This window comes from Pelagicoccus sp. SDUM812002 (assembly GCF_031127835.1).
Classification (GTDB): Bacteria; Verrucomicrobiota; Verrucomicrobiia; order Opitutales; family Opitutaceae; genus Pelagicoccus.
In genome coordinates this window covers 123,230-137,574 of sequence record NZ_JARXHX010000003.1, presented here as the reverse complement: position 1 = coordinate 137,574, position 14,345 = coordinate 123,230, and the positions used below count along the sequence as shown (strand labels likewise).

The following is a 14,345-nucleotide window of genomic DNA, read 5'->3' as shown; positions in this document are numbered from 1 at the left end:
TCAAGGATCCTGAATGATATCTGAAAGTGGTCGGGTGTTCGCGATCTCAGTTTCTGTTAATTTCTAAGAGAACGACTGACTGACGCGGAAGAGTGACTTCTGCATGCAAATCGCCTTCATCTGTGCGCTCGAGTGTGAATGGCTCCCTGACCAGTTCTGATGCCTCATGCATTGCCCCAATCTCTTCTTCGCTGGGATCCTGCGGCTCGCCCAGCGCACGCCATAGCGTGTAGGCATTTCCGTGGTGCTCGTCGATTCGGGTGATTGTGGCAGTGACGGTTTCGCTCGAATCCACGAGGTGAGAAACGGAAAGCGCTATGTCGGTTTCGCTCGAAAAGTCGTTCGCAACATCGTGGTAGTTCCAGAGTAAGATTTGCACTGCGCCGTCTGCGGAACGGGTGGCGACGACACCGATGTCTGGATCCGATCGGACGCTATCGGAAATGATTGTATCCGTTTCCAGCATACCATCGGAAGTAGCTTGGAGTTGGGTGGGGCCGAGTCGAGCGAATAGCTTGAAGGCGTTGAATACGGGCAGGGAGACCTTGTTTGTCGTGAGGGCTCTCAGTCCGTTGAACCATGGTTGGTCGTGAAAGGTGTAGGCCCAGGATACGGCTCCCTGCAGGTTGCCCCCGTGACGGGCCGCAAGCGCTTGCTTTCTGAGGAAGGAAGCGGCGGTATAGGAGGCGAACTGAGAGGTACGGCGGTAGTCGCGCTCGGGATCAAGAGTCGCGGGACACCCTGCGCAGCCTTCCGGGTCGGACTCGCCCAGGTAGACTGGCAAGTCTGCGTATTCGGGAAAGGATGCGATGATGCCGCTGTAGGTATCGATGGTGCGGAGCTGGTTTCGCAGGTGCATTTCGACGTGCCCTTCCTCGTCTATCCGAGTCGTGCCTTTGGCGTGGTAGGCAATGAAGTCGAGCGGAGCTCCTATTTCGCCGGTAGCGTCGTTCTCACCGGAGCGGCAATGTTCGAGAAAAGCCTTCAAAAATACGTCACCGTTCTTCCAACCCGGATCCGTGACATGGGGACCTCCCACGGCAGCGTTGGGCAGGACTGATTTTACAGCGTATGCAAAATGGTCATACATTTTGCAGAACTCTGCGGTTGTTCCTTTGAAGTAAGGTGACTCCGGTTCGTTCCAAAGCTCCCAGAGCCAGGAAGACGCGTTTTCGAGTCCGTATCTATCGGCGGAGTGTTGTGCCCAAGCTCGGATGAGCTCCTGCCATTTTTGGTAGTCTTTGGGCGGGTAGAATGCTCCACCCGAAACCATGTCCTTGGGGAGGCCGCGTTGTGTGAGTGTAGGCGTGTAGGGTTCCGGTTGCGAGGAAAGGGCCTGTGGCATAAAGCTCGCTTGCACGAATGGTTGGATTCCCGGTTGCGTGAGTGTATCCATGATGGCGTCGAGTCGGGTCCAGTCGTAGATCGGGTTCCCGTCTTCGTCCTCGGTGTAGACGTTGGTGCTCGACCACTTCAGGGCTAAGGTGCCATCTCCGCTGGTGAGAAGGTGATGGAAGCGAATGCGTATGGGGTGCTCGTCACTGAGCTTGTTTAGCTCCTTGATCAGATGCTGGCCTTCGTCGGTCAGGGCCGTTCCTGCTTCGTCGGCGCCGAAGTAGTTCCAAATAGGCCTTAGTTCGCCGAGGGGTTGGTCAGCTTTTACAGAAACTTCCACTGCGTCCTTCGCGAGAAGGGAAAGGGGAAATGCGAGAAGCATCGAGCTTAACAGTATACGCATGGGGGGTGGGGTTGTAGTGTCGCTTGCTAGCCGGGACCGCAGATGGCACTCGTTGCGGTTGAAAGGTAGCCCTGTTCGGGACGGACGGAAATCGTACAAAAAACGGTTAGGCGGCTAAAGCGTAAGGCTTAAAATTCACGAAGGTACGCGTTGAACTAAAATCGGGAATGACGATGCCGTCACAAAGAATTGAATACTGGCGGTTTGATGAAAATTAAACGGCCAGTAGCCGGAAAAGCTGGAAGGCAGCCAATGAACAAGGAGATCAAAACGAGCCTCCGAATGTTCATGGCTGCTTCGAGTCACTTTTCGAGTCGAGCGTAAGGTCCCATCATGGCACCAATGAAGCCCCAGGCCCGCGATGTGGTCAGGATGGTGGCATCCTCATCTTCAGCTACGGTGATGTTCTTGCCATCGGGCATCTTGATGTAGAAGGATATGTCGGCTTCGCGTCCTTTGATACTGAGAGTGACGCTTTGGCCGGCCTTGAGGCCGCTGAGCTTGTGGGAGGCGACGGTCTGCGGTTCGCCATTTTCCGCTTTTTCGAGAAAGGCTTCGTAGCCGTCTTCGGTCGAGCGGATGCCGCAGTAGAAGTAGTGGTCTTCGCGGATAAATGCGGCGACGCCGGCGGATGCACCATCCTGAGGAGCCTCGAACTGAGTAGCTGCGTCGAAGGTGGAGTGCTGCTGGCGACGCGAGATCCAAGATGGATTTTTAAGTTCGTAGAGTTCCACCGACTTTGGAGTGATTTCGAGCTTTCCGTCTTCTATCTCCAGCCACCTCTCGGTTGGTGTGCGCAGATACATCCATTCGTATCCAAGTTCTGGAGAATCGAAGTCGTCTCGCCAGGTGAAGTTTCCGGTAGTGGGGGTGTTGGGCCCTTTTGATGGAGGCAGATTAGGCTTGTCCAGCTGCCAAGGGATTTCTTCGCCCTGCTCGAGGATCATGGGCCAACCGTCTTCGGTCCATTCGATGGGTAGCATGTAGATCTCGCGACCGGTGTTGTAAAAGCCGCCTTCGTAAGGGCGGATAGCGAGGAATGTGGCCCACCATTCGTCGTTAGGTAGCTCGAGGAAATCCGCGTGTCCCGCGGCGATGATAGGGTTTTCGCGATCCGCTGGGAGGTCGCGTTGAGTGAGGATCGGGTTGTTGTCCCAAGGCACCCACTCCTCGTCGAGGCTCTTGGTGCGGAAAATAACCTGTGAGTGCTGTATGCTCGTACCGCCTTCGGCACAGGTTAGGTAGTACCAATCGCCGCGCTTGAAGATGTGCGGGGCTTCGATCCAGACCGGCTGGGCCGAGAGATCTACCCCGCCGTTGATGATGATCTTTCCTTCGCCGATCGGTTCGTTGGTTTCCATGTCCATCTCCCAAAGCCAGACAGCGCGGTGGCCTTCGTAGAGTGATTCGCGGTTTGGGGGCGGTCCGTTGTGGGTGACCCATACGCGTCCGTCGTCGTCGAAGAAGAGGGACGGATCTATGCCGTCAATCCAAGGCAGCAAAATAGGATCAGACCAAGGTCCGGCAGGATCGGTAGCGGTCACGTAGAAGTTCCCGATTCGATCGACAGAGGTGCATATGAGGTAAAAAACGCCGTCGTGGTAGCGCAGGGTTGGAGCGAAGATAGCGCGGGATGCGGCGAGACCTTCGGTGCCGGTGAGCTGGCTCGGACGATCTAGGATGTGCCCGATCTGGTTCCAATTAACTAGGTCCGTGCTGTGAAAAATCGGCAGTCCGGGAAAGAACGTGAAGCTGGAGCTCACTGCGTAGAAGTCGTCGCCGACGCGAACGGAGGTAGGGTCGGGGTAGAAGCCTGCGAGGATGGGGTTCTGGAATTGTCCTTCCGGGGGTGGCGTTTCGAAGACGGGGTCCTTGCCCTCGTAGGAGAACCAGTCAAAGGCAACAGGTGGCTCTTCCTCTGCTCCAAGTGCGTAGTTAGTGGTTACGGATAGGGATAGGGTCGCAATGGTCAGAAATTTCATCATGATGCCTTCGAGAGGAGCTTCAGGACCGATGAAAGTAAATTAGATAAAGGCGTCTTTAACTACAGTTTGCTGGTAAATTTATAGACCTATAACCAAGGTTATAGAGGCAGTTTTACTTGGGTGTTGGTTGCGATTCGGTGCACGATTAGAACGAGCATCAAAAGACCGGTTTGTCCAAGGCTTCGGCTAGGGCATGGGGGACAGGTCTTCCCATTTGACCTGCCAAGTGCCGTCTTGAGGGAACCCGGGGGCTTGAGTGTCTGAAGCTCCATCCCAACCAGCGGCCATCATGGCGACTGCTGCGAGCAAGCCTCCGTTTCCGGGGAGGTAAAGACGGAGGCGCTCATTTTGGTAGTTGTGGCCGTTGGGGAGGTAGGTGTTCTTTTGAACGTCGAGCATGAGGGCCTGGATGGCGAGTTCAGGTTCGCCGAGTCGGGCCGCGGTCATGGCCATCATGGGATAGTCCCAGCCCCAGGTATGTTGCCAGTCGTAAGTGTTAAGGACGTGGCGCAGGGTGCGTCGGAGACGTTCGTCGTCGACCTCACTTCCAGGGAGCATGCCTTTGATCGCGAGGACGGAGGGGTGGTCTTTGGGATTCCACATGCCTTGGGCGGTGGCGTAGAGGTCGTCGTAGATTGGATACGGGGCGAGCTTCGTGAGGACATCGTCCCAATTGGGATGGCGCGAGAGCCCTTGTCGTTCTCGCCATTTTTGGCCGGTTTCAAGACCCCATCTCCAATACGCGAGCTCGAACGGCGGATTGCTGGTGGTTCGATAGTCGTAGCTCTCTTGGGCGGGGATGAGGGGTGGACCGAGGTCGAAATTGCCGGTATCAGGATTTTGGTGAGGAAAAGCGGCCATGAATGTGGCGGTTTGTTGGACGATCTCGTCGTAGCGGCGGAGCGTCTCGAGAGTTGGGTGGGCACGGTAACAGAGCTCAGCGTAGTAGATGGGGTGAGGTTGCTGCCAAATCAGCAGAGGAGAGATCGTGGAGGCCACTTGGTTTCCTGCGGCGTCGACATTCTTTGGCCAACGGGCGCCGGGATATCCTTGTGTTTGGGCAATTTCCTTGGCTTTGGGGAGAACCTCTTGATACCAGGGAAGGGTATTCTCGAGGTAGGGCAACCGGTTCCAGAGGGCGAAGTGAATGCCGTGCCACCAATGCATTTCGAGGTGGGGCTTTCCGTACCAACTGTTGGCGGTGAGACCAGTTTCTTGGGGCGGGAGACGTCCGCCACATTGGATTGCAGTCAGGTATTGGGAGAGCACGATTCGTCGCTCTAATTCTTTTGCTCGTGGATCGGAGCTCGCCGATAGATCGATAACTCCGCCGCTTTGCCAAAATTCCTTCCAATGAGCTTCGGAATGGGTCAAGCCGTCTGGCAGGTTGGGAGTAGGGAGGTTGTCGTCGTCTGCGCCCGGAAGGAATCGTGCGGTGAACTCGAAGGTTTGGCTGGAACCTATTTTTGGTGAGATGAGGAAATGATGTTTTCCGGCCTCCTCGATGTCAGCGGATTTGTCGAAGCGGAGATGAACTCGATAGGAGTCTTGATCGAGCTGTCGGCTTATTCTCGCCTCGCCCGGAGTACGGTCCTCGAGCTGGGAAACGTGGCTGTTCGGGCTGTCCCAGTCTTCGGGCTGAAGTCCCCAGCCGGGGTTGCCGTAAGGAAAGTTGATCTGTATGTGTAGTTGCCCGTTAGATACAAGTGGGGATTCTGTTAAAACGCTGATGGCATCACTCCCTGGATGGCAGATTGTCGTGACTTTGACAGATACTTCGTCGATGGAGAAACTGCTGGTGAGGCGTCCGGTATAGAGATCCAGAGTCTGATTGACATATTGGATGCGATCAATGTTTACGGTCGATCCGTCAGCGTGGTAGAATTTGAAACCGATATTGGCGAGTCCGAGTCGGTGAGGATTTGAGCGTCCGAATTGTCCGGCGGGACTGGACTGATCAATTGGGTAGGGCACCAGGCGGTCTTGAGTGACCACGTCTTTGTAGGTGTCTTCAATTTGATAGTCGTTGGGATTGGGCAGACTGTGCCAGCCCCACTCTGATTGAACGGAGAGCGGTATGCCGTGTTCAGCGTAATGCTCGGGAAAGCTCTGTAGCCCTGTGATGTCCGCAGTGAATGCGAATGCTCCGTTTCCCACTGAGAAAGGAGATAAAGGGTTGACCGTCTGGAGACCTGGATTGTGGCGATGGACGAGCGCTTTTCGGTCGATTGCTGTTTGATCGGGCTCAGCTTGGGTCAGCGAGGTGACCAGTAGAAAGAGCGTAAGTAAGGGGTGTATCGTCATGCTCTGGGGTAATCGTTACGCGTTTGGACTCACTATTAAGACTCTTCCATTGAGGGTGACGGATGTAGGTCGTGGACGGGAAAGGAAAGGGTAAGCGCAACACCTAGACCTTTGGGGCAGTTCTCGATTTTGCAGGTGCCTCCTGCTGTCCAAACATTTGCTGCTATGAGCGAGAGGCCTAGACCCATGCCAGAGATCTCGCCTGTGACATAACGGTCGGCCTGCCAATATGGCTTCCATGCATTTTCGATTTCGTCGTTGCTGAGTGGATAAGAATTGTTGTGGAAAATGATGAGGACCTCATCCGGAGTATTCGATTTTCGAAAGTAGCAGTTTATGGATACATCTTCCCCGCGGTGGAACTTGATGGCGTTTTCTACTATTTCTCGGAGGCAGGCGTCAAATCCATGGCCAGAAATTTGGATGGAGTCGTTGGAGGCGAATTCGTCTTCGCATTCGACCGTGAATCCAAAGGGAGATGTTTCTGCGAGACTTTGGACGTGGATGACTGCGTCGCTTACGCTTAGTTTGTTATTGGGAGTCCGCTCTGCTTCGAGGAAACTGAGTATGGAGTGGATGTCGTACTCGAGTCGGTCTATTCCCTTCTTCTGGATGGTATGGATTTGAGCCAGTCTATCAGGGTTCGTCTCTGCTGTGTCGAGTAGCTGGTGGGCCGCTTTTATCGCATTTAGCGGAGTGAGTAATTTGTGGGTTATCATGCGGGAGAAGGTGTGCTTCTCTTGGAATGATAGAATTCGATCGGATATGTCCTCGAGTCTGAGGAAGAGCTGGTTGCGATGGCTGTCTCCTAGGTCTTGGAACGTTACCCGCAACCAGCGGGCTGCTTGATCGATTTGGGCGGACCGCACTAGAATGAACGGTTCTATGGTGGTGGGATTCCGACCTTCGTCGAGTTCTTGCTCGATGTGGTGGGGTTGGATGGTGAAGTTTTTTCGCGCTGTATCGAAAAAATGAGGAAGAGTACCTTCTGGGACGTGAATCAACTGCAGCATATTCTTTGCAGCTGTATTTGAAGAAATGATACGTCTATTCTCATCGATGACGACGTAACCTCGATGTGATTGCGCGACGACGAGCTCGAATTTCTGTCGCTCGTCGCAGAGCTTCCTGAAACGATTGAGTCGTAGGATACTGCTAATGCGGGAGCGGAGTTCTATCTTGCTGATCGGTTTGGAAAGGAAGTCATCCGCGCCTGCGTCTATCCCTTGGATCATTGACTCCTCGTCGTCCAAAGCGGTTATCATGATGATGGGAACCTCGGATACGCGAGGGATTGACCGGATTTTTTGGCAGACTTCGAAGCCGTTCATGCCGGGCATCATGACGTCGAGCAGGATAACGTCTGGTGTTAGTTCCTCTAAGAACTTGAGGGCAGCTGCACCGCTGTCCGCGAGGAGAAATCGATAGTTTTCTTGAGTTAGCAGGGCTTCTATGGAGCGCCTAGCTCCAAGATTGTCATCGACTACGAGAAGCGTGGAAATGGGGCTTTGAGGCATCGCTTAAGTTGAGGTTACTTGAGAAGCTGGGATAGAAGGCTGTTAGCAATGGGCTTACAGACGAAGGTGTCGAATCCGCGCTTACTAGCTGCTTTCCGATTGTCAGGCAAGTCGAGCGATCCGATGGCTATCCATTTTGTTTTTTGCCAAGCTGGTAGTTTTTGGGCGTTGGCAATCCAATCGCTCCCGTGGGAGGATATAATATTGAGATCGACCAGTATGGCATGAGGCGCGATTTGGTCGTGGTATGCGGAGATTTCGTTCGGTAAGGTAACTACGGGCGAGAGAGCAGTCAATTGCCTGACCTGCTGTTCAATCCGCAGTGCCGAGAGCTCGTATTCGTCAACGATGAGCAGAAGGTCGGATTTCGGTTTTAGTTCGGTCGCGATCTCGGATAGCGTCTGTCGAAGGCTGCGGTCGCCGGTTTCTTTTGGTTGCTTAAGCGGCAGGGTGGCGGTGAAGGTAGAACCTAAATTAGGCTTGGACTGCACCTTAAGACATCCTCCGTGAAGCTCTACGAACTTGGATGCTATGGCGAGCCCCAGTCCAGTCCCTTCGTATTGGCGGGATAGGGAATCGTCGAGTTGGGTAAATGGGGAGAATATTTTGGCAAAGTCGTCTTTCTTGATACCGATGCCATTGTCGATGATGTGAAATTCGATAGCCTGCAGATCGCGATCTTCTTGGATACGCATGATTACGTTGGAACTGGGCTTGGTGAATTTGACCGCGTTCACGAGCAAATTTAGCAGTATCTGGCGTAGCCGTTTCGCATCGACCTCTAGGTTTTGGTTTTCGGTATTTATCTCAAGGATGCACTCCACGTTCTTGAGGGAGGCCTCCTGCTCGATCATTCGAATGGATGATCGAGCGACTTCCTCGATGCTGGTTTCGGCGAATTTGAGGTTTAGTTTGCCGAGCTCAATTTTTGAAAGGTCCAAAATGTCGTTGATGAGCGACTGCAGGTGCTTGCTGGAATCCGCGACGATTTCGAGATGCTCATGCTGCTTGGAGTTTAGGTCGCCGAAAGTTCCTTCGATCAGGGCATGGGTAAGGCTGACTATGGAGTTCAGCGGGGTGCGGAGCTCATGCGATATGTTCGATAGAAAGTAGGATTTCGCCTTGTTGGAGGATTGCGCGACGACAGCGAGTTTATTGGCTTTTTCGATCCCTTTTCGTATCTCGAGATTACTCTGCTCGAGTTGCTCCTTGGAGGTTTCGAGTTCGTTGAAGGCGGCAATGAGCCTGTTTTCTGAATGAATCCTGTTTGTGACATCCTGGATAATGCCGACCACTGCCGCGGGTTGTCCGTCTTCGTCGAGTAGTTGGGTTTTGGATATGTCGGCGATAAAGTTGCTTCGAGAGGAGCCTTTGCTGGGAAAGATGGCGCGATTGCGACTGAATGTGTTTGGCATGTCGCTGAAAACCTCGCGCACGAGAGAGTCGTCAAAAAGCTCATCGATTTGTTCGCCGATGACCTCGTTCTTACTTCGCATGAATAGGCGTTCCATCTCGTGATTCCAAACGGTAACCCGAGAATTGTTTCGGAGATCGATCACGTAGACCCCGATTTCAAGCATTTCGACAGTGGAGGCGAGAAACTCGGTGCCGGAGTCGCTATCTTCGACCGTTAGCAAGGTAGGTGGCGTGGCAAAGGTTCGAGCACGTCTGAAAGTCCGATCGTCGAGAGCTCGACTCAGTGAGTGCTGAGAGTAGGCGACTACGATCTTCGCGGCATCTTCGATACTTGTGAGACGCAAGTCGATGGATGCCGTGTAGCCAGCACTGACAATCTCAGCTTGGCGAGGTCCGCTGAGGTCAACTCCGAAGGCGATGTGCGATCCCTCGAACTCGGTGCCTGAAGCAGGGAGGTCACTCGGCAGCCATGTGCAGCGCACGAGAGAGTCACCCAAAAGAATATCGGGAGCCAAGTTCATTTCCCTGAACCGTAGGCAGTCGCAACCGTGCGCAACTGCTATTTCGCGTCTAAGCCTGTCACCTTCTGCATCAGGAAAAGCGATTAGTTCGACTCTCTGAGTGCGGGGTAGATCGGGGTGGGACTCGGGTCGCATTATTCCGTGCACGTTATAGGAAGCAGGTGGATTATTGGGAGCTCGCCTTTGTTTTGGTGGTGCCTCGCCTTCGCGGAATGCACTTTGAATGAGCAAATCTCTAACTGCCCATAGGTCAAAGCCTTTTAAGCTGTTCGGAGACGACAGCTTTGCAGTTAATCGTATCGCGTCTGCTCACCCGGCTAGCTCGAAGTGCCGAGCAGGGGACGAACGGCATCGACTTTTTAGGAGATGAGGGACCGCCCTGTTCGCCGAGGTGTAGATTTTGGGTGTGTAAATTTTCTAAAAACTGGGTTTACTCGGAATAAGCGCGCACTAGAACGACTCTTACAAATCCCTTCCTAATGAACCTGCTCCGTGCCAACTGCGAACTGCTGCACCAAGGAATCCAGCTGCTTTCTCGCCACGACGAACGAACCTTCAACGCCACCGATCCGGCGAGCTATGGGTCGGGGATCGGGGCTCATTTCCGCCATGTGCTTGATCACTACCGTTCTTTTTTGGAAGGGATCGCCGTTGGTCTGATCGATTACGATAATCGCGAACGCGACACATCGGAAGAGAAGATGCTATCGGTCGCCCTGGAGTCTCTCTCCGAGCTTTCACGGAGAATGGAAGCGGCGGAAGTCGACGTAGGGAGGTCGGTACAAGTTAAGGTTTGTGCTTCGACGAAAGGTGACGACTTGCACTCCGTCTCCAGTTTCGGTCGCGAGTTGCAGTTTCTGGTGAGCCATACGGTGCACCACTTTGCCTTGGTTGCTATCGCGAGTCGCATGCAAGGTATTTACCCGGAGGAAGGTTTTGGCGTGGCTCCGTCTACGCTAAAGTTTCTGAATTCGATCCAGCGCTGATGTGCACGGCGACGTGGAGCGTGGGTGGAGGAAACCTATCGCTTTATTTTAATCGCGATGAGCGCAAGTCGCGTAGCGAAGCGGTTCCCCCGGTTGTGATGGACTTGGATGGAACAAGGCTAATCGCAGCCATCGACCCGGATGGAGGTGGCACTTGGTTGGCTATCAACGAGTACGGGCTCTGCGTTTTCTTGCTCAACAACTATGGGTCGGAAGCCCAGCTTGCGGAGGTACCCATAAATCCGAGAAGTCGTGGGAATCTACCAATCACCTTGGCCTCCTGCTCATCACGCTCGAAGGCGAGGGCAAAGTTAGAAGAGGAGAGCTTTGGCTGCTATAGGCCTTTCTTGGTCGCGATAGCAGACGCGGAAGGCATCGACTTTTACTCATGGAGCGGAAAGGCATTTCGCGCGTCGCCACCCGAGAGTGGTTTCGTAACCACCTCTTCGTATCGAACGGATGAAATCCAGAAGTATCGAGAATTGAGATACAAGGACTTGCTTGGTGGAAAAAGCGCTTTGGGCCCGGAGGACATGAAGCGGCTTCATATTGGCACCCCACATTCAGACGCGGCCTTCAATCCCATGATGCTGAGACGCGATTCAAGAACGCGTAGCGTATCTCACATCACAGTAGACGACGAGCATGTGAGTTACCATTATCAGGCGGTGAAAGGGGAAGATCGTAGTCTCCGAGGTAAAGTGACCGTTAGCCTTCCGCGAAATGAAGGAGTGGAAGCTTTCGATAGAGAACGATGGGATTGAAGTTCAAGTTATTTGCTGCTTACGGAGTGGCTCTCTTCATTTCCCATTTTTGGATGGGATATCATGAAACACCCGATACCCAACCTTTCTTTAGCGGCTCGGAGACGGACGGAAGGTCTCTCTACGTTCTCTTTGGCAGAGTAGGAGGCTTGAATCCTGAACTCGGATCGTTAATGCGAGGTCTTGCTGCTCGCGAAAACACTGCGGTTTGGCAAGCAGAGTCGGGGGCTGTATCGGTGAGAGAGTTGGCGACCGCAATTGATCGAAGCGGGTCGATAGATGTGCATTTAGTGGGAATAGGATATGGATCGATTGATGCTCTGGAACTAGCAGATGAGCTGGAAACACGCTCGTCATCTCTGGTCCTGGTAAGTCCCTCAGTGTCATCGCGTTTTGAATTGTTAGGAGACACCCGCTTAAACAAAGCTCTGAAGTCCTTTCAACTCGCATGGTTTTGGATTCTGGAAACCGCCGTACCACATTTTGGATACAGCGATTTGCTGCCGTATAATTTTCAAACGGCGCGCCGAACTTTTGATGCGGACCAATCGAATGCTTCAGAGCTTTTCTACCGCGCGAGTGGTCCATTGATGATCCTTCACCCTGAGGGTGGACATTTTGAGCAGTCGGGTGCGTTGGAAGCCTACCAATCGATCCGACCCGATGCGACAATAGGATCCTATGAGGATCCATCGGCCCTCTTAGAACAGACCCGAGACAATACGCATCAAACCGAGAACGGAAGCCTGACGGATGGAGTAACTGCGCGTTTTGAGGACTTTTCTGGCGTGCAACTCGGTGCCGTATGGGGCGGATTTCTGTTAGCCGTTTCGACCTTTGCTAGCGAGGATTTCGCCTGTATCGGAGGTGGCCTTTTGGCGGCTGGTGGAGGTATTGATTTAATGCCGGCTATAATTGGTTGCTTGCTCGGTATCTTCTTTGGAGACCTCGGGATCTATTTCATTGGACGGGCGTTTGGAGCCACGGCTCTGGAGTTGCCAGTTCTGAGGCATCTTGTATCGGCAAAGTCTCTTAATCGAAGCTCGGACTGGTTCGAGAAGCGAGGAGTTGCGCTCATCGTGCTGACGCGGTTTTTCCCCGGAAGCAGAGTGCCGACCTATTTTGCGGCGGGGGTAGTAAAGGTAAGTTGGATGCGGTTTACTTTGGCTTTATTGCTCGCTGCCGCTCTGTGGACTCCTATTCTTGTGCTGGCCTCTTACTTCCTGGGAGAGGTCTTCTTGGAGTTATTCGAATCAATGGGAGCTGGAGGGTGGCTGGGTATCGTCGCGTTGATAGTGTGCTTTGCGGTCGGTGTTCGTTTCCTCTCTAAATTCGCCACATGGAAGGGGAGACGGCTTTTGTATAGCTCTTGGAGACGCTTGATTGGCTGGGAATTCTGGCCGGTGTGGGCCGTTTATGCTCCGGTCGGCTTTCAGATCGTCTGGTTGTCGCTTCGCTACCGCTCGCTGTCGCTACCTTTTTCCGTCAATCCTTGTATGCCTGCGAGTGGGCTCGTATATGAATCCAAAATCCAAATACTGAGCCATCTTGAAAAATCGGGTGTGCCGATCGCCCGTTTCGAGGCGATACGGCTAGAAGAGCCCCTTGCGATTAAACTTAGGCGGCTAAAGCAGTTTATGGATCGACTCGGTATCGAGTATCCTATCGTGCTAAAGCCAGATGTAGGGCAGCGAGGGCAGGGGGTTGAGATCGCTTACTCGGAAGCGGACGCAATCGCTTTTTTCGAGGCGCAAGAAGAGGACACAATCGCGCAAGAGTATGTAGGCGGGACGGAATACGGAGTCTTCTATCAGCGTTTCGCGGGTCGGGACCAGGGCCAGGTAACTTCGATTACCGATAAGCGAACGACTTGGGTAGTTGGGGACGGAGTCAGTAGCCTTGAGACCCTGATCTTGCGTGACAAAAGGGCTGTCTGCATGGCTCGGTTCTTCCTCGAGGAATTTGAGTCACAGTTGGATACGGTGCCCGCCGATGGCGAGAATTTCATGCTAGCTTCCATCGGCACTCACTGTCGCGGCGCTCTTTTCCTCGACGGAGCAGACTTGATTACACCCGAGCTCAGCGCCGAAGTGGATCGCTTTTCTCGCGGGGTGGAGGGCTTCCATTTCGGGCGCTACGATCTCAGGGTGCCGAGCGAAGATGCACTCAAGCGAGGTGAAGGCATAAAGGTGATTGAGCTCAACGGGATCACTTCTGAGCCAACTAACATGTACGATCCGAAACATGGACCGTTTTTTGGCTGGTCGAGTTTGATGAGGCAGTGGCGAGCCATCTTTGCCTTGGCAAAAGAAAACCGGCTCGCTGGACACGAACCGGTTTCTAAAAGAATGGTGATAAAGTTAGCTGTAGGTCACATCAGAGGGATTCCTTCGCGAGACCTTGCTTGACGAATGCCACGACTTCGTCGTCGCTTTTGAGGCGGACGGTGGTCGAGTTTACTGTGTCTTCGCCTATGTAGTCAGTTGCGGCCGACGCCATAATCGGCAAGTATTCGCGGAGGTCGGTGCTGTCGTCCTCATTGCGAACGGTTACGCTCCAAAGCTCTTCAGATGTGGTGTCTCCAGACTCGGCGAGCTTGTTCTCTTTAGCCGTTAACACCATGTATTTCTCATTGATGATGATAGTCTGGGTTTGTTGTGAATAGCCAATCAGCTCTGTTGAAGTCCGCCCCGGTACGTAGACGCGGATGGTCCGAGTCTTTTTAGTGACAGGGTCGTAAACGGTCTGTAGCGCGTAGTGCCCTGGGCCGCGTATCGTCCGATATTCCGGAACTTCGACTACGCGAATTTCTTGCCTTGGAGGTTCCATTCCATAATCGACCTCGATGACCATATCCGCGTCGAGAGGATCGAGGGCCTCATACATGCCCTTGGCGGAAAGGGCGGTCTTGATCCACTTGACGGTTTCTTGGTAGCGTAGATCCGTAGTGTCCTGTGCAGGATCACGCGGTATCAGGACGTAGGAATCCGCGTCGGGATCGGTTGGGCGGGGGTTCTTGATGGCATCGACCTGCATTTCGTAGGTCGTATTGCAGGCCTGCAAAAGTAGGGCCATCAGCAATCCGACCGCGGCGTTGCGTAGTAGTTTTGTCAT

General features: G+C 53.5%; 9 protein-coding genes. 3 read left to right on the top strand and 6 right to left on the bottom strand.

Annotation, left to right across the window (positions count from 1 at the left end; all coding sequences use genetic code 11):
* Positions 1-46 precede the first annotated feature (46 nt).
* The 5 genes from QEH53_RS06160 to QEH53_RS06140 form a co-directional block, all read right to left on the bottom strand.
* Positions 47-1,738: a hypothetical protein gene (locus QEH53_RS06160; protein ID WP_309022272.1), complete on the bottom strand. Its 1,692-nt coding sequence runs from the start codon at positions 1,736-1,738 to the stop codon at positions 47-49.
* A gap of 302 nt (positions 1,739-2,040) precedes the next feature.
* Positions 2,041-3,723: a glycoside hydrolase family 43 protein gene (locus QEH53_RS06155; RefSeq protein ID WP_309022271.1), complete on the bottom strand. Its 1,683-nt coding sequence runs from the start codon at positions 3,721-3,723 to the stop codon at positions 2,041-2,043.
* A 186-nt stretch (positions 3,724-3,909) separates the two neighbouring features.
* Complete coding sequence (locus QEH53_RS06150; protein WP_309022270.1) at positions 3,910-6,027, bottom strand: hypothetical protein; 2,118 nt, start codon at positions 6,025-6,027, stop codon at positions 3,910-3,912.
* Positions 6,028-6,062: 35 nt separating this feature from the next.
* On the bottom strand, positions 6,063-7,544 hold the full coding sequence (locus QEH53_RS06145) for a response regulator (RefSeq protein ID WP_309022269.1): 1,482 nt from the start codon (positions 7,542-7,544) through the stop codon (positions 6,063-6,065).
* Between the two features lie 14 nt (positions 7,545-7,558).
* The gene (locus QEH53_RS06140) at positions 7,559-9,481 is read right to left on the bottom strand and encodes a HAMP domain-containing sensor histidine kinase (protein ID WP_309022268.1); all 1,923 of its coding nucleotides are present in this window, start codon (positions 9,479-9,481) and stop codon (positions 7,559-7,561) included.
* A 479-nt stretch (positions 9,482-9,960) separates the two neighbouring features.
* Here QEH53_RS06140 and QEH53_RS06135 point away from each other — a divergent pair, with 479 nt between their 5' ends.
* From QEH53_RS06135 to QEH53_RS06125, 3 genes are read left to right on the top strand one after another with little or no spacing between them, the layout of a single operon-like run.
* Entirely contained in the window at positions 9,961-10,467 is a 507-nt protein-coding gene (locus tag QEH53_RS06135; RefSeq protein WP_309022267.1) for a hypothetical protein, read from the top strand.
* On the top strand, positions 10,467-11,231 hold the full coding sequence (locus tag QEH53_RS06130; protein WP_309022266.1) for an NRDE family protein: 765 nt from the start codon (positions 10,467-10,469) through the stop codon (positions 11,229-11,231). The genes QEH53_RS06135 and QEH53_RS06130 overlap by 1 nt, the downstream gene beginning before the upstream one ends.
* A complete protein-coding gene (locus tag QEH53_RS06125; RefSeq protein WP_309022265.1) occupies positions 11,222-13,639 on the top strand; it encodes a VTT domain-containing protein in 2,418 nt (805 codons plus the stop codon). Before QEH53_RS06130 ends, QEH53_RS06125 begins: the two co-directional genes overlap by 10 nt.
* Here the strand turns inward: QEH53_RS06125 and QEH53_RS06120 are convergent.
* On the bottom strand, positions 13,608-14,345 hold the full coding sequence (locus tag QEH53_RS06120) for a hypothetical protein (protein WP_309022264.1): 738 nt from the start codon (positions 14,343-14,345) through the stop codon (positions 13,608-13,610). The two genes, QEH53_RS06125 and QEH53_RS06120, sit on opposite strands and share 32 nt — an antisense overlap.